The sequence below is a fragment of the Streptomyces sp. NBC_00223 genome, assembly GCF_036199905.1.
GTDB lineage: Bacteria > Actinomycetota > Actinomycetes > Streptomycetales > Streptomycetaceae > Actinacidiphila.
Genome location: NZ_CP108109.1, coordinates 5,135,898 through 5,151,680 on the forward strand (window position 1 = coordinate 5,135,898; position 15,783 = coordinate 5,151,680).

The 15,783-nt window shown below is 73.4% G+C and carries 15 protein-coding genes; 11 read left to right on the top strand and 4 right to left on the bottom strand.

What is annotated here, in order from left to right; translation table 11 throughout:
• Positions 1 to 28: 28 nt before the first annotated feature.
• Positions 29 to 1,243 carry a hypothetical protein gene (locus OHA30_RS21875; protein ID WP_328915546.1) on the bottom strand — a complete coding sequence of 405 codons (1,215 nt, stop codon included), beginning with the start codon at positions 1,241 to 1,243 and terminating at the stop codon, positions 29 to 31.
• Positions 1,244 to 1,364: 121 nt separating this feature from the next.
• Here OHA30_RS21875 and OHA30_RS21880 point away from each other — a divergent pair, with 121 nt between their 5' ends.
• From OHA30_RS21880 to glmM, 4 genes are all read left to right on the top strand, one after another.
• A complete protein-coding gene (locus tag OHA30_RS21880; protein WP_328915547.1) occupies positions 1,365 to 2,987 on the top strand; it encodes an ABC-F family ATP-binding cassette domain-containing protein in 1,623 nt (540 codons plus the stop codon).
• Between the two features lie 264 nt (positions 2,988 to 3,251).
• Positions 3,252 to 3,695 carry a 50S ribosomal protein L13 gene (gene rplM, locus OHA30_RS21885; protein ID WP_328915548.1) on the top strand — a complete coding sequence of 148 codons (444 nt, stop codon included), beginning with the start codon at positions 3,252 to 3,254 and terminating at the stop codon, positions 3,693 to 3,695.
• 39 nt (positions 3,696 to 3,734) lie between these two features.
• The gene (gene rpsI, locus OHA30_RS21890; RefSeq protein ID WP_328915549.1) at positions 3,735 to 4,250 is read left to right on the top strand and encodes a 30S ribosomal protein S9; all 516 of its coding nucleotides are present in this window, start codon (positions 3,735 to 3,737) and stop codon (positions 4,248 to 4,250) included.
• Positions 4,251 to 4,485: 235 nt separating this feature from the next.
• Positions 4,486 to 5,844, top strand: a complete 1,359-nt coding sequence (gene glmM / locus OHA30_RS21895; RefSeq protein WP_328915550.1) for a phosphoglucosamine mutase — start codon at positions 4,486 to 4,488, stop codon at positions 5,842 to 5,844.
• A gap of 28 nt (positions 5,845 to 5,872) precedes the next feature.
• Here the strand turns inward: glmM and OHA30_RS21900 are convergent, their stop codons facing one another.
• Positions 5,873 to 6,832 carry a DUF389 domain-containing protein gene (locus tag OHA30_RS21900; RefSeq protein WP_328915551.1) on the bottom strand — a complete coding sequence of 320 codons (960 nt, stop codon included), beginning with the start codon at positions 6,830 to 6,832 and terminating at the stop codon, positions 5,873 to 5,875.
• A 45-nt stretch (positions 6,833 to 6,877) separates the two neighbouring features.
• Positions 6,878 to 7,837 (bottom strand): type I pantothenate kinase, encoded by a 960-nt coding sequence (gene coaA / locus OHA30_RS21905; RefSeq protein ID WP_328915552.1) that lies wholly within the window; start codon positions 7,835 to 7,837, stop codon positions 6,878 to 6,880.
• Positions 7,838 to 8,010: 173 nt separating this feature from the next.
• Here coaA and glmS point away from each other — a divergent pair, with 173 nt between their 5' ends.
• Positions 8,011 to 9,858, top strand: coding sequence for a glutamine--fructose-6-phosphate transaminase (isomerizing) (gene glmS, locus OHA30_RS21910; protein WP_328915553.1), 1,848 nt, complete (start codon positions 8,011 to 8,013; stop codon positions 9,856 to 9,858).
• On the top strand, positions 9,855 to 10,223 hold the full coding sequence (locus OHA30_RS21915; RefSeq protein WP_328915554.1) for a holo-ACP synthase: 369 nt from the start codon (positions 9,855 to 9,857) through the stop codon (positions 10,221 to 10,223). The genes glmS and OHA30_RS21915 overlap by 4 nt, the downstream gene beginning before the upstream one ends.
• A 194-nt stretch (positions 10,224 to 10,417) precedes the next feature.
• Here the strand turns inward: OHA30_RS21915 and OHA30_RS21920 are convergent, their stop codons facing one another.
• Positions 10,418 to 10,675: a type II toxin-antitoxin system Phd/YefM family antitoxin gene (locus tag OHA30_RS21920; protein WP_328915555.1), complete on the bottom strand. Its 258-nt coding sequence runs from the start codon at positions 10,673 to 10,675 to the stop codon at positions 10,418 to 10,420.
• Between the two features lie 90 nt (positions 10,676 to 10,765).
• On the opposite strand from OHA30_RS21920, the gene OHA30_RS21925 reads away from it, so the two are divergent.
• The 5 genes from OHA30_RS21925 to OHA30_RS21945 all read left to right on the top strand — a co-directional run bounded on the left by OHA30_RS21925 (position 10,766) and on the right by OHA30_RS21945 (position 15,753).
• Positions 10,766 to 12,226: an NAD(P)H-hydrate dehydratase gene (locus OHA30_RS21925; protein WP_328915556.1), complete on the top strand. Its 1,461-nt coding sequence runs from the start codon at positions 10,766 to 10,768 to the stop codon at positions 12,224 to 12,226.
• 135 nt (positions 12,227 to 12,361) lie between these two features.
• Positions 12,362 to 13,504 (top strand): alanine racemase, encoded by a 1,143-nt coding sequence (gene alr, locus OHA30_RS21930; protein WP_328915557.1) that lies wholly within the window; start codon positions 12,362 to 12,364, stop codon positions 13,502 to 13,504.
• 50 nt (positions 13,505 to 13,554) lie between these two features.
• Positions 13,555 to 14,751, top strand: coding sequence for an alpha/beta fold hydrolase (locus OHA30_RS21935; RefSeq protein WP_328915558.1), 1,197 nt, complete (start codon positions 13,555 to 13,557; stop codon positions 14,749 to 14,751).
• Positions 14,752 to 14,762: 11 nt separating this feature from the next.
• Positions 14,763 to 15,440 carry a tRNA (adenosine(37)-N6)-threonylcarbamoyltransferase complex ATPase subunit type 1 TsaE gene (gene tsaE / locus OHA30_RS21940; protein WP_405785445.1) on the top strand — a complete coding sequence of 226 codons (678 nt, stop codon included), beginning with the start codon at positions 14,763 to 14,765 and terminating at the stop codon, positions 15,438 to 15,440.
• A gap of 106 nt (positions 15,441 to 15,546) precedes the next feature.
• The gene (locus tag OHA30_RS21945; protein WP_328915559.1) at positions 15,547 to 15,753 is read left to right on the top strand and encodes a hypothetical protein; all 207 of its coding nucleotides are present in this window, start codon (positions 15,547 to 15,549) and stop codon (positions 15,751 to 15,753) included.
• The last annotated feature ends 30 nt before the right edge of the window (positions 15,754 to 15,783 follow it).

The window sequence follows — 15,783 nt, forward strand, 5'->3', positions numbered from 1 at the left end:
CGCCGTACGGGCACCGGGGCCGCCGGTGTCACCGGCGGGCGGGATCGGCCGCCGCCGCGTCGCGGCCGCGCTGGATGATGCGCTCGAAGGCGAAGTTCGACGCCTCGTTGGCGGCGCGCCTGGCGACCGAGTCGGTGGCCGGGAGCGTCGTGCCGTTCTTGAAGCCGGAGATGGCGAAGTACGCGTAGCGGCCGACGGCGTTGGACGTCATCTGGCAGGCGACCGCGTGGCAGAAGTCCTTGACCCCGCCGCCGTTGAGCGGGGCGAGATACTGGGCGACCTTCTGCAGCTTCGCCGCGTGGGTCCCGTCCGGGAAGACCGCGACGCCGACGGTGACGGCGAGCGTGCCGTTCACATAGGTGGCGCGGACCAGTTGGGTGCAGCCGTTCGCCGTGAGGGCCTGGGCGACGGCCGCGCGGGCGCCGGTCGCGCACTGCTGGGTGGTGGTGCTCGCCGTTTTGACGTAGGTGCGGCCGTTCATCACGAACTGTTTGCCGGGGAAGAGGGAGTCCACGGTGACCGGGGCCTTGTCCTTGGCCGCCGTCGAGAGGTAGTCCAGCGGGTTCGCGGGCGGCGGCGGTGCCACCGAGGAGAACGACGGCTCGGGCGGCAGCGACTGCTGGCTCGCCGTGGTGGTGCCGGACGCCGAGGGGCCGGCGACCGTGTCGCCCGAGCTCTTGCCGGACAGCACCACGGCGGTGGCCACGCCCCCGGCGATGACCGCGACGGCGACGATGCCGCCGGTCAGCATCATGATCCTGCGGCGCCGGGCGCCGGAGGCGGCCTGTGCCTCGGCGAGCGCGGTCCAGTCGGGCGTCCCGGCGGCGCCGGACCCGGCGGCGGGCTGCGGGGGGACCGGCTGCCGCGGCGCGCGGCCGGTGCCGGGGACGCCGAAGCCGCTCGGCGCGCCCTGCCGCGGACCGCCCTGGGGCGGCGGGCTCTGGGCGGGCGCGCCCTTGCGGTCGGCGGGCGGCGGCGTGCCCGCCCCCGTACCCGCGGCCGGTGCGCCGGCGGCGGGCTGCCCCGGCCGCGCGGACCACGGCTGCCCCTGGCTCTGGCCCGGCGGCGGGGCCCAGGCGGGGCCGTCCGCCGAGGGGGCCGCGTACTGCCGCCGCGGGTCGTCCTGCGGCGCGGGCCGCTGTGGCCTGGAGGGGATGACGCGTCCCTCCAGAACCTCGCGGCCGCCCTCGGGGGCGCCGTTACGGGGTTCCTGCGGCGGCTGTTGGCCGGGACCTTCAGTCATGTCGCGCATCATATTGCCGGACCGGCTCCGTACGTATTCCGGTTGGCGTCCCTGCGCCCCCAGGGGGTGTCCGGGGAAAACGAGTTGGGGCGGATCGGCCGAGGCGGGGAGAATCCAGACCATGGGTCATGTGGAAACAGCGCACGTGGAGTACTACCTGCCGGACGGGCGGGCGCTGCTCGGCGACGTCTCGTTCCGGGTGGGCGACGGCGCGGTGGTGGCCCTGGTGGGCCCCAACGGCGCGGGGAAGACCACCTTGATGCGGCTGATCTCGGGTGAGATCGCCCCGCACGGCGGCACGGTCACGGCGAGCGGCGGCCTGGGCGTGATGCGCCAGTTCGTGGGCAGCGTCCGCGACGACCGGACCGTACGCGACCTGCTGGTCTCGGTCGCGCACCCGCGGGTCCAGTCCGCCGCGAAGGCGGTCGACGCGGCCGAGCTGGCGATGATCGCGCAGGACGACGAGCCGGCCCAGATGGCGTACGCGCACGCGCTCAGCGAGTGGGCCGAGGCGGGCGGCTACGAGGCCGAGACGCTGTGGGACATGTGCACGACGGCCGCGCTCGGGGTGCCGTACGAGCGGGCGCAGTGGCGCGAGGTCAAGACGCTCTCCGGCGGTGAGCAGAAGCGGCTGGTGCTCGAAGCGCTGCTGCGCGGCCCCGACGAGGTGCTGCTGCTGGACGAGCCGGACAACTATCTGGACGTGCCCGGCAAGCGCTGGCTGGAGGAGCAGCTGGCGCAGACCCGTAAGACCGTGCTCTTCGTCAGCCACGACCGCGAGCTGCTGTCCCGCAGCGCGCAGAAGATCGTCAGCGTGGAGACCGGCCCCGCGGGCAGTACGGCCTGGGTGCACGGCGGCGGCTTCGACACCTTCCACGAGGCCCGCAAGGAGCGCTTCGCCCGGTTCGAGGAGCTGCGCCGCCGCTGGGAGGAGGAGCACGCCAAGCTCAGGGCCATGGTGCTGCGGCTGCGCCAGCAGGCGGCGAACAGCCCCGACATGGCCTCCCGCTACCACGCGGCGCAGACCCGGCTGAAGCGGTTCGAGGACGCGGGCGCGCCCGAGGAGCCGCCGCGCGAGCAGGACATCCGGATGCGGCTGAAGGGCGGCCGCACCGGGATGCGGGCGGTGACCTGCGAGCAACTGGAGCTGACCGGTCTGATGCGGCCGTTCGACCTGGAGGTCTTCTACGGCGAGCGGGTCGCGGTGCTGGGGTCGAACGGCTCGGGCAAGTCGCACTTCCTGCGGCTGCTGGCCGGGGACTCCTCGGTGGCGCACAGCGGGTCGTACAAGCTGGGCGCCCGGGTGGTGCCCGGGCACTTCGCGCAGACCCACGCGCACCCGGAGCTGGTCGGGCGGACCCTGGTCGACATCCTGTGGACCGAGCACGCGCGCGACCGGGGCCGGGCGATGTCGGTGCTGCGGCGCTACGAGCTGGAGCGGCAGGGCGACCAGCCGTTCGACAAGCTGTCCGGCGGGCAGCAGGCGAGGTTCCAGATCCTCCTGATGGAGCTTGCCGGGACCACCGCGCTGCTGCTCGACGAGCCGACCGACAACCTGGACCTGGAGAGCGCGGAGGCGCTTCAGGAGGGCCTGGAGTCGTACGACGGCACGGTGCTCGCCGTCACCCACGACCGCTGGTTCGCCCGCTCCTTCGACCGCTTCCTGGTCTTCGGCTCGGACGGTGTGGTGCGGGAGACACCGGGCCCGGTGTGGGACGAGCGACGGGTCGAACGCAAGCGCTGAACCCGGCCGCCGACCTCGCGTTTTGACCCGTACGGCCCCACGCGGGTACTCTACGGGTTCGTTATGCGTATTGGCTTGCTCTATCTCACGTGAGGGGCCCTTACGCCGGTCCACCGGGCCGATGACCAGCGGCAGGCGAACGGGTTGCGTCCCCGGGAGCCGGTCATGGCTGTCGTGATCGTCCGGGTGGCCTGTCAGGAACCTTCCCCTGAGCCCTCACGGGTTCGGGGAGACCCCTACTGAGAAGAAGCGAAGGCTACGACCGTGCGTACGTACAGCCCCAAGCCCGGCGATGTCCAGCGCCAGTGGCATGTCATCGACGCGCAGGACGTCGTCCTGGGCCGTCTGGCATCCCAGGTCGCATCCATTCTGCGGGGCAAGCACAAGCCCATCTACGCGCCCCACGTCGACACCGGTGACTTCGTCATCATCATCAACGCGGACAAGGTGCACCTTTCCGGGAACAAGAAGACCCAGAAGATGGCGTACCGCCACTCGGGTTACCCGGGCGGTCTGCGTTCCGTGCGTTATGACGAGCTGCTCTCCAAGAACCCGGAGAAGGCTGTCGAGAAGGCCGTCAAGGGCATGCTGCCCAAGAACACCCTGGGCCGTCAGATGCTCTCGAAGCTGAAGGTCTACGCGGGTGACCAGCACCCCCACGGCGCCCAGCAGCCGGTGCCGTTCGAGATCACCCAGGTCGCGCAGTAGTCCCGGCCACCTGCCACCAGAAAGAATCTGAGGAGAATCGTGGCTGAGACCACCGCCGAGACCCCGCTCGAGGGCGAAGAGACCTACGACGAGATCACGACCTTCGAGTCGGAGTCCGTCGAGGGCGAGTACACCTCCGAGTCGCTGGCCTCGCGCTTCGGCGACCCGCAGCCGGCCGCCGGCACCGGGCGTCGCAAGCAGTCCATCGCCCGGGTCCGGATCGTTCCGGGCAGCGGAAAGTGGAAGATCAACGGCCGCACCCTTGAGGGCTACTTCCCCAACAAGGTGCACCAGCAGGAAGTCAACGAGCCCTTCAAGGTGCTCGAACTGGACAACCGGTACGACGTCATCGCCCGCATCAGCGGCGGCGGCATCTCCGGCCAGGCCGGCGCGCTGCGGCTCGGTGTCGCCCGCGCGCTCAACGAGGCGGACGTGGACAACAACCGCGGCCCGCTCAAGAAGGCCGGCTTCCTGACCCGTGACGACCGCGCGGTCGAGCGGAAGAAGGCCGGTCTGAAGAAGGCGCGCAAGGCGCCTCAGTTCAGCAAGCGCTAGTCGCACCCGGCGGGGAGCAGGTCTCCCCGCCCGGTACGCGCATACGCCCCGGAGGCACACCGATGCCTCCGGGGCGTTCGCATGACGCCGCGAGGGCGTATATGTGTGGTGGTACGACTTGGTGACCAGTTGTCCGGGGTGGTGTGCCACCGGTCGCGTACCACTTCACCGAGACTGAGCTGAGCATGCCGTGGACGGGCATGCCGGGCCGCCGCATCGCATCGGAGGAATCACAGTGGGACGACTCTTCGGCACCGACGGGGTGCGGGGTATCGCCAACGCGGACCTCACCGCCGAGCTGGCGCTCGGTCTGTCGGTCGCGGCCGCGCATGTGCTGGCCGAGGCCGGCACCTTCGCGGGGCACCGGCCGGTGGCCGTGGTCGGCCGCGATCCGCGGGCCTCGGGCGAGTTTCTTGAGGCCGCCGTGGTGGCGGGCCTGGCCAGCGCGGGCGTGGACGTCCTGCGCGTCGGTGTGCTGCCCACCCCCGCGGTGGCGTATCTCACCGGCGCGCTGGGCGCCGACCTCGGCGTGATGCTCTCCGCCAGCCACAACGCGATGCCGGACAACGGCGTCAAGTTCCTCGCCCGCGGCGGCCACAAGCTGGACGACGTGCTGGAGGACCGGATCGAGGCGATCTACGAGGAGCACCGCACCGGCGCCCCCTGGAACCGCCCGACCGGCGGCGGCGTGGGCCGGGTGCGGGACTACGACGAGGGCTTCGACCAGTACGTGGCCCACCTCATCGGGGTGCTGCCCAACCGGCTCGACGGGCTGCGGATCGTGCTGGACGAGGCGCACGGCGCCGCCGCCCGGGTCTCGCCCGAGGCGTTCTCCCGGGCCGGCGCCGAGGTCGTCACGATCGGCGCCCAGCCGGACGGCCTGAACATCAACGAGGGCTGCGGCTCCACCCATCTGGACCTGCTCAAGGCCGCCGTCGTCGAGCACGGCGCCGACCTGGGCATCGCGCACGACGGCGACGCCGACCGCTGCCTGGCCGTGGACGCGGCGGGCGAGGAGGTCGACGGCGACCAGATCCTGGCGATCCTCGCGCTGGCCATGCGCGAGCGCGGCGCGCTGCGCGAGAACACCGTGGTCGGCACCGTGATGTCCAACCTCGGCTTCAAGCTGGCGATGGAACGCGAGGGCATCAACCTCGTGCAGACCGCCGTCGGCGACCGCTATGTGCTCGAAGCCATGAAAGAGCACGGCTACGCGCTCGGCGGCGAGCAGTCCGGCCATGTCATCGTGCTCGACCACGCCACCACCGGCGACGGCACCCTGACCGGTCTGCTGCTGGCCGCCCGGGTCGCCGCCACCGGCCGCCCGCTGACCGAACTGGCCGCCGTGATGAACCGGTTGCCGCAGGTGCTGGTCAATGTGCGCGACGTGGACCGCACCCGGGTCGCCTCCACCCCGGCGCTGGCCGTCGCCGTCACCGAGGCGGAGACCGAACTGGGCACCACCGGCCGGGTGCTGCTGCGCCCCTCGGGCACCGAGCCGCTGGTACGGGTGATGGTCGAGGCCGCCGACATCGACCACGCCCGTACGGTGGCCGGACGGCTGGCCGACGTCGTCAAGGCGACGCTCGGCTGACGCCCCGGGCGGCTTGTGCCCGGATGGCTCAGGCCGCGCGCCGGCCGGTCCTGGCCCTCGGATGCCGCCTCACGCTGCTCGCCCAGTACCACTTCTGGGCGAGCAGCGTCAGTGTGCCGGCCACCGCGATGCCCGCCAGGTTCAGCGCGAGCTGCTCGGCCGAGCCCCAGACCTCGTGCCAGTCGGTGTACGCGATGGCCAGCGCGGCGTTCGCCGCGGCCGGCACGGTCGTCACCGAGATCGCCACGCCGACCAGCGCCCCCGACTTCGCCGACGTCAGCGACAGCATCCCGGCGATCCCGGCGAGGAAGGCCACCACGAAGGAGTCCGCGGTCGGCTGCCAGATGAACTCCGTGGCCGGGTGCGGCGCGGTGAACCGCGCCTCGGTGAAGACCCCGACCGCGTTCAGGATCTCCGCGAAGGCGCCGGTGAGCAGGACCGCCACCGGGAAGCCGATCAGCAGCGCCATCAGCGACCGGCGGGCCAGGGCGGCGTTCCTCCGGACCAGCGCCGTGCAGAAGCCGGCCAGCGGGCCGAACTCCGGGCCGACGACCATCGCGCCGACGATCAGGATCGAGCTGTCCAGGATCACCCCGTAGGCCGCGATCATGGTGGCCACGGTGAGAAAGGCCAGATAGGTGATGGTGAGCGTGGACTCCTCGTGGGTCTCCTCGACCAGGGACTCCCACAGCACCGCGTCGGCGCCCTCGCCCGGCGCCTCCTCCTCGGCCTGGTCCGCCGTCCGCGACAGCGTCAGCTCCACCGGCTCGACCGAGATCGCGCCGTTCTCGGCGATGCCCAGCGCGCGCAGCGCGGCCAGCAGCGGGTCGGCGGCCTCCCGGGCCACCTCGCACGTCACCAGGTCACCGGGCGGTTCCAGCGCGGCGCCGCGCAGCAGGGTGAGATGGGTGGCGCCGACGGTGTCCCGTACCAGGTCGGCGACCTGCTCGGTACGGTCGGACGGCACGATCAGCCGCAGATGAAGCACGGGTCGCTCTCCGTGGGGTCGGGCGCGCGGTTCGGGGGACGGTGGTCAGAGCTTGCGCAGCGACAGGCGCTGGATCTTGTGCTGCGCGCCCTTGCGGAGGACCAGGGTGGCCCGGCCGCGGGTGGGCAGCACATTCTGCTCCAGGTTCGGCTGGTTGACGGTCCGCCACATCATGCGGGCGTAGTCCAGTGCCTCTTCCTCCCCGACCCGGGTGTACTTGCGGAAGTACGAGGACGGGTCCTGGAAGGCGGTGTCGCGCAGCTTGCGGAAGCGGTCGAGGTACCACTGCTCGATGTCCTCGGTCCGCGCGTCGACGTACACGCTGAAGTCGAAGTAGTCCGCCAGCGCGACCCGGGTACGGCCGTCGGTGCCGGGCAGCGCGGGCTGGAGGACGTTGAGGCCCTCCACGATCAGGATGTCGGGGCGGGCCACGGTCAGCCGCTCACCGGGCACGATGTCGTAGATCAGATGCGAGTAGACCGGCGCGGTGACCTCGGGCTTCCCGGACTTCACATCGGCCACGAAGCGGGTCAGGGCGCGGCGGTCGTAGGACTCGGGGAAGCCCTTGCGGGACATCAGGCCGCGGCGCTGGAGTTCGGCGTTGGGCAGCAGGAAGCCGTCGGTGGTGACGAGTTCGACCCGGGGGTGTTCCGGCCACCGGGCGAGCAGGGCCTTGAGCAGACGGGCGGTGGTGGACTTGCCGACCGCGACGCTGCCGGCGACGCCGATCACGAACGGTGTGCCGGGCTCGGACCGCGCGGCCTCCCCGAGGAAGGTGCTCAGCGCGCCGCGCAGCCCGCTGTGGGCGGCGACGTAGAGGTTGAGCAGCCGGGACAGCGGCAGATAGACGTCCACCACCTCGTCCAGGTCGACGACGTCGCCGAGGCCGCGCAGCCGCTCCACCTCGTCGGCGGTGAGCGGCAGCGGGGTGCGTTCGCGCAGGGCGCTCCACTGCTCCCGGGTCAGATCGACATACGGGCTGGCGGGGGCGGTCGTCGTCGGCATCCGGCCATTGTCCGTCGGGGATGCGCGCGGCTCCCGGCGGGGGTCTGTCCGTGTGCTGTCAGAGCCGGCCCGGTGTTCTCCCGGGAGCGGGGGCTTGACCGGCCGGTGCCCGCCGGCCCCTGGGCGCCGGTGCTTGACGGGCCGATATCCGCCGCCCGGCCTAAGCTGCTGGCATGTGCGGCATCGTGGGGTACGTGGGCGGTCAGTGCGCGCTCGACGTCGTGATGGCAGGTCTGGAACGCCTGGAGTACCGGGGCTACGACTCGGCCGGGGTCGCCGTGCTCGTCGACGGCGGGCTGGCCACGGCCAAACGGGCGGGCAGACTCGGCAACCTCCGGGAGGAGCTGGTCCGGCAGCCGCTGCCGTTCGGCTCCGCCGGGATCGGCCACACCCGGTGGGCCACCCATGGCGCCCCCGACGACGGCAACGCCCATCCGCATCTGGACAACGCGGGCCGGGTCGCCGTGGTCCACAACGGCATCATCGAGAACTTCGCCGCGCTGCGGGCCGAGCTGTCGGGGCGCGGCCACGACCTCGCCTCGGAGACCGACACCGAGGTCGTGGGGCATCTGCTCGCCGAGCAGTTCTCGTCCTGCGGCGACCTCGCGGAGGCCATGCGGCTGGTGTGCGCGCGGCTGGACGGCGCCTTCACCCTGGTGGCGGTACACGCCGACGCGCCGGACGTGGTGGTCGGGGCCCGGCGCAACTCCCCGCTGGTCGTCGGTGTCGGCCAGGGCGAGAACTTCCTCGCCTCCGACGTGTCGGCCTTCATCGCGCAGACCCGCCAGGCGATCGAGCTGGGCCAGGACCAGATCGTGGAGCTGCGCAGGGACGGGGTGACCGTCACCGACTTCGAGGGCAAGCCGGCCGAGGTCAGGCCGTATCTGGTGGACTGGGACGTCTCGGCGGCGGAGAAGGACGGCCACGACCACTTCATGCTCAAGGAGATCGCCGAGCAGCCCAAGGCCGTCGCCGACACGCTGCTCGGCCGGATCGACGCGGCCGGGCGGCTGACGCTGGACGAGGTGCGCATCCCCGAGGAACTGCTGCGCGAGGTCGGCAAGGTCGTCATCGTGGCCTGCGGGACCGCCTTCCACGCCGGGATGATCGCGAAGTACGCCATCGAGCACTGGACGCGGGTGCCGTGCGAAGTGGAGCTGGCCAGCGAGTTCCGCTACCGCGACCCCATCGTGGGCCCGGGCACGCTGGTGGTCGCCGTCAGTCAGTCCGGGGAGACCATGGACACCCTGATGGCCCTGCGGCACGCCCGTGAGCAGGGCGCGAAGGTGCTGGCGATCTGCAACACGAACGGATCGACGATTCCCCGCGAGTCCGACGCGGTGCTCTACACCCGGGCCGGGCCGGAGGTGGCGGTGGCGTCCACGAAGGCGTTCCTCACGCAGGTCGTGGCCTGTTACCTGGTGGCGCTGTGGCTCGGCCAGGTGCGCGGCAGCACATGGGGGGACGAGGTCCGGGCGGTGGTCCGCGAGCTGTTCGGGATCTCCGGCCGGATCGAGGAGGTCCTGCTGACGATGGAGCCGGTACGGGAGCTGGCGCGCTCGCTGCGGGAGAAGCGGACGGTGCTCTTCCTCGGGCGGCACGTGGGGTATCCGGTGGCGCTGGAGGGCGCGCTCAAGCTCAAGGAACTCGCCTACATGCACGCGGAGGGCTTCGCGGCGGGGGAGTTGAAGCACGGGCCGATCGCGCTCATCGAGGACGATCTGCCGGTGGTCGTCGTTGTGCCGTCGCCGCGCGGGCGGTCGGTGCTGCACGACAAGATCGTGTCCAACATCCAGGAGATCAGGGCGCGCGGCGCCCGGACGATCGTCATCGCGGAGGAGGGGGACGAGTCGGTGGTCCCGTACGCCGATCATCTGATCCGCATTCCGCAGGTCCCGGTGCTGTTGCAACCCCTGGTCGCCACGGTGCCGTTGCAGGTGTTCGCCTGCGAGCTGGCGACCGCGCGGGGCAACGAGGTGGACCGGCCGCGGAATCTGGCGAAGTCGGTGACCGTCGAATGATCGTGGGCGTCGGTATCGACGTGGCCGCGGTCGACCGGTTCGCGGCCTCGCTGGCCCGCACCCCCGGGATGGCCGAGCGGCTCTTCACCCCGGCGGAGCTTCGGCTCCCCTCGGGTGCGCCGCGCGGTACGGCCTCGCTGGCGGCCCGGTTCGCGGCCAAGGAGGCCCTGGCGAAGGCCCTGGGGGCGCCGGGAGGTCTGCACTGGCTGGACGCGGAGGTCACCACGTCCCCCTCGGGCCAGCCCTTTCTGGCGGTCACCGGCACGGTGGCGGCCCGCGCCGCCGCCCTGGGCGTCCGCACCTGGCACGTCTCCCTGAGCCACGACGCGGGCATCGCCTCAGCCGTGGTCATCGCGGAGGGCTGATCCGAGCACCGGCAGACCGCGAACCCCCGCCCCAAGGCCCGTGCCCGAGCCGACGCTCGCCGTTGATCCGGTGGGACCGGCAGACCTGGAGCCGTGCCGGACCGGTTCCGGCCTGACGATGCCCTCGTTGCCGCGATTCAGAGCCCGCCACTCATCGGCGCCGCTCCGCGAAGACATTTCTCCGACGAAGATCCTCACTCGTCGTCCGCCCGTTCCCGTACGGAGCCGGCGCCGTTCTCCAGTCGGTTGATCGAGGCCAGCAGCCGCTGTGCGTTGGCCGGGCTCCGCAGCAGGTAGGCGGTCTCCCGCAGCGACTCGTAGTCCGCGAGGGGAACGATGACCACCGGCTCGCGCCCCGCCCGGGTGATGATGATCTCCTCGCGGTCGTCGGTGACCGCGTCGAAGATCTCGGCGTAGCGAGCCAGTGACTCGGAATACGTCATGGTCTTCATGACCCGCCTTTCGCCGATGGGTACCGGAAGTATGGCAAAAGGGTAGGCAAGCCGGGTCGGGGAAACAGTGCGGGGAGTGGAGGGAGTGGTATGCGGTACGGGTATGGGGTGCGGGGGGTGCGGGAGGCCGAAGGGGCGGTCATGGCGCGGTCGGCCGAGGGGGCGCTGATGCAGCGGGCGGCCGCCGGGCTGGCCGCGGTGTGCGCCGACGTACTCGGACGGGTGTACGGGTCCCGGGTCGTCGTGCTCACCGGCAGCGGCTCCAACGGCGGGGACGCGCTCTTCGCGGGCGCCCGGCTGGCCCGCCGCGGCGCCGGGGTCACCGCCGTCCTGCTCGCCCCGGACCGTACCCACCCCGAGGGCCTGGCCGCGCTCCTCGCGGCGGGCGGGCGGACCGCCACCCCCGAGGAGGGAGTCGCGGCCGTCGGCCGCGCCGACCTCGTACTCGACGGCATCACCGGAATCGGCGGAAAGGGCGGGCTGCGGCCCGACGCCGCCACCCTGGCCGAGGCCGCCCGGCACGCGCGCGCGGCCGTCGTCGCCGTCGACCTGCCCAGCGGCGTGGACGCCGACACCGGCGAGGTACCGGGCGACGCCGTGCACGCCGATGTGACCGTCACCTTCGGCACGTACAAGCCCGCGCTGCTCATCGACCCCGCCGCCGAACTGGCCGGCGCGCTCCGGCTCATCGACATCGGGCTCGGCCCCGACCTCGGCGCCCCCGACGTCGCGGCCCTCCAGCACGCCGACGTCGCCGCGCTGCTGCCGCGCCCGGGCGGCGAGAGCGACAAGTACCGCCGGGGCGTGGTCGGCGTCGCGGCGGGCTCCGAGCGCTACCCGGGCGCGGCCGTCCTCGCCGTGTCGGGCGCGCTGCGCGGCGGCGCGGGGGCCGTACGGTACGCCGGGCCCGGCGCCGAAGCCGTACTGGCCCGGCACCCGGAGACGCTGGTCTCGCCGGGTTCGCCGCGGGCGGCGGGCCGGGTGCAGGCGTGGGTGGTCGGCCCGGGACTGGGCGACGGCGCCGACGCGCACACCGCCGTGCGCGAGGTGCTGGCCTCGGACGTACCCGCGCTGGTCGACGCGGACGGACTGCGCCTGCTGACCCCCGAGGCCGTACGGGGACGGACCGCGCCGACCGTACTGACCCCGCACGCGGGGGAGGCGGCCGCGCTGCTGGGCTGGGCGCGCGAGGAGGTCGAGGCCAGACGGCTGCACGCCGTACGGGAGTTGGCGGCGCGGTTCGGCGCGACCGTGCTGCTCAAGGGGTCCACGACGCTGGTCGCCGAACCGGACGGCTCCGACCCCGTGCGGGTCAACCCGACCGGCACGGCGTGGCTGGCCACCGCCGGCAGCGGGGACGTGCTGTCCGGCCTCACCGGCTCGCTGCTCGCGGCGGGCCTCGGGCCGGGCGACGCGGCCTCCTGCGGTGCGTATCTGCACGGCCTGGCGGCCAGGCTCGCGGCGGGACACCCCGGCGGCCCGCTGTCCGCGCTGGACGTGGCGGAGGCGCTGCCACGGGCGTGGCGCGGCGTGGGAGAGACCGGGAGCTGACCGCGACCGGGGCGGCAAGGGGCCGCCAAGGGGCCGCCAATGGGCTGCCAAGCGGCGCAAAGGCGCGGGAAACGGGCGCGATCCCGGGGAGCCGCAGCTCACGCCGGGCGCCGTCGGCCTGAGAGACTGGGCGGGATGAACGACAAGGACCTGCGCGCCCACGCGCTGATCGACCTGGCCGCGCTGCGCGCGAACGTCGCGGCACTGCGCGCGAAAGCGCCCACCGCCGCGTTCATGGCCGTCGTCAAGGCGGACGGCTACGGCCACGGCATGGTCCCGTGCGCCCGGGCCGCGCTGGAAGGCGGCGCGACCTGGCTGGGCGTGGCCACGCCCGAGGAGGCGCTGACGCTGCGCGCGGCCGGAGTCGGCGGCCGGGTGCTGTGCTGGCTGTGGAACCCGGGCGGCCCCTGGCGGGCCTGTATCGAGGCCGACATCGATGTGACGGTGAGCGCGCGCTGGGCGCTGGACGAGGCCGTGGCGGCGGCGCGCGCCGCGGGCCGTACCGCCAAGGTGCAGCTGAAGATCGACGCCGGTCTCGGCCGCAACGGCGCCCAGCCCGAGGAGTGGCCCGATCTGACCGCCGCCGCCCGCGCGGCCGAGCGCGAGGGGCTGATCCGGGTGACCGGCGTCTGGGCCCACTTCTCCTGCGCGGACGAGCCGGGCCACCCCTCGATCGACCGTGAACTCGCGGTGTTCCGTACCGCGTTGGCGCAGGCCGAGGACGCGGGCCTGACCCCGGAGGTCCGGCACATCGCGAACTCGCCGGGCACCCTCACCCTGCCCGAGTCCCACTTCGACCTGGTCCGGCCCGGTGTCGCGATGTACGGCATCTCGCCGGTGCCGCAGGTCGGCGGGCCCGAGGACTTCGGGCTGCGCCCGGTCATGACGTTCGCCGCCCGGCTCGCCTCGGTCAAGCGGGTGCCGGGCAACCACGGCGTCAGCTACGGCCATCTCTACGTCACCCCGGGCGAGACGACACTCGCGCTGGTCCCGGTGGGGTACGCCGACGGTGTGCCCCGGCACGCGTCCGGCGCCGGTCCCGTACTGGTGGCCGGCAAGTGGCGGACGGTGGCGGGACGGGTCGCGATGGACCAGTTCGTGGTGGACCTCGGCGGCGACGCCGCGTCCCCCGGCGACGAGGCGATCCTCTTCGGGCCGGGCGACCACGGCGAGCCGACGGCCGAGGACTGGGCCCGCGCCTCGGGCACGATCGCCTACGAGATCGTCACCCGGATCGGCCCCCGCGTGCCCCGCGTCTACGTGGGCGGGCAGCCGTGAGCCGGCCCCGCGCCGTACGTGTGCCGCGCCCCGGGAACGGCTGACCCCGCATGGCCGAGGGCGTGAAGTGGGAGCGGGCCGGGCTCGTCGGCGCCGCGATCGGCGTGGTGGCCGCGGGGGCGGCGGCCGGCGTGGCCATCGAGCGGGCCACCGTCAGCCGGGGCGTACGGCGCAAGGCGCGCCTCGCACTCGACGCGACCGGCCCGTACGGCAGTCTGCGCGGCGCCCCGGGCACGGCGCTCGCCGAGGACGGCACCGAGCTGTACTACGAGGTCGAGGAGGCCGACCCCGAGCCGCCGCCGGAGCCGCGCAAACGCGGCTGGCTGCGGCGCCAGGCGCTGGCCAGGGCCGCCCATCCGCCGGTCACCGTGGTGTTCTCGCACGGGTACTGCCTCAACCAGGACTCCTGGCACTTCCAGCGCGCCGCCCTGCGCGGCGCCGTGCGCGCGGTCTACTGGGACCAGCGCAGCCACGGCCGCAGCGAGCGCGGCCGCGACCAGCGGTCCGGCGGCCCCGCGACCATCGACCAGCTGGGCCGCGATCTGCGGGCCGTGCTGGACGCGGCCGTCCCCGAGGGCCCGGTCGTGCTGGTCGGGCACTCGATGGGCGGCATGACGGTGATGGCCTTCGCCGACCAGTTCCCCGCGTACGTCGAGGAGCGCGTCGCGGGCGTCGCCCTGATCTCGACCTCCTCGGGCAAGCTGGCCGCCGTCACCCTGGGCCTGCCGGTGATGGGCGCCCGCGCCTTCCGCGCGGTGGCCCCCGGCCTGCTGCGGATACTCGGCAGCCAGGCCGAACTGGTCGAGAAGGGCCGCCGGGCCACCGCCGAGCTCTTCACCGGGATCATCAAGCGGTACGCCTTCGGCGCGGACGACATCGACCCGGCGGTCGGCCGGTTCGCCGAGCGGATGATCGAGTCCACGCCGATCGACGTGGTCGCGGAGTTCTACCCGGCGTTCACCGAGCACGAGAAGGGCGACGCGCTCGCCGTGCTCGACGGACTGCCCGGGCTCGTACTGGCCGGGGACCGGGATCTGCTGACGCCGAGCGCGCACAGCGAGGAGATCGCCGACCGGCTGCCGGAGGCCCGGCTGGTGGTCGTGGAGGGCGCCGGGCACCTGGTGCTCTTCGAGCGGCCCGGCCTGGTCGACGCGGCCCTCGCCGGGCTGATCGCGCAGTCGGCCGAGCGCGTGGGGGCGCCCGTGCCGCAGCGGTTGCGGGACCTGGCGGCGGCGCCCGACGCGTAGCATTCGGCACCATGGGCACACCGCACGACCACCCCCGTACCGCAGGAGCGGGCACCGCTCAGGACGCCCCCGCACCCCGGGACGCCTCCGTACCCGAGGCCGGCTCCGCGCCTCGGTCCCAGTCCGGACCCGCCGTCCGGATCACCGTCCGCACCGCCGACCGGATGCGCGAGCTGGGGCGGCGGCTGGCCCGCCTGCTGGCCCCCGGCGACCTGGTCCTGCTCAGCGGGGAGCTGGGCGCGGGCAAGACCACGCTGACCCGCGGGCTGGGCGAGGGCCTGGACGTGCGGGGCGCGGTCACCTCGCCGACCTTTGTGATCGCCCGGGTGCACCCCTCGCTGTCCGGCGGCCCGGCCCTGGTCCATGTGGACGCCTACCGGCTCGGCGGCGGCCTGGACGAGATGGAGGACCTGGACCTCGATGTGTCGCTGCCGGAGTCGGTGGTGGTCGTGGAGTGGGGCGAGGGCAAGGTCGAGGAACTGTCGGACGCCCGGCTCCAGGTCGAGATCTCCCGAGCGGTCGGGGGAGCGTACGAGGCCGGAGACGGCTCAGAGGGCTCAAAGGGCTCAGAGGGAGAGGCCGCAGACGGCGACGACGCCGGGGACGACGTGCGCGAGGTCACGGTCACCGGGATCGGGCCGCGCTGGGCCCGCGAGGACCTGGCCGTTCTCGGCGTTCGGGGGGCTTGAGCCGACAGCCTGTCGGGAAGATGTTGCGCCGGGGCCCGCCTCCGTGGTCTGCTGGAGACAGGCACCTGGTGAGGGTTGCCTAACTTCTCGTCACGAGGAGGCGCGCATGTCGGCCCAGAACCCGCAGGACCAGCACCTCGACGCTTCCGCCGCGCCCGCGGCCACCCCTTCGGTCCGTGATCTGCTGGCGTCCTGTGCGGCCGCCCGCACGGTCTCCACACCGCCGCGGGACACCCCCGCCGCGCCCCGGATCGCCGGTCCGCGTCCCGCCGCCCGGCCGCCCCGGGAGACCCGGGGACGCGACGCGGCCTGAGCCGCGGTACCGACCCCTCACTCGAACGGG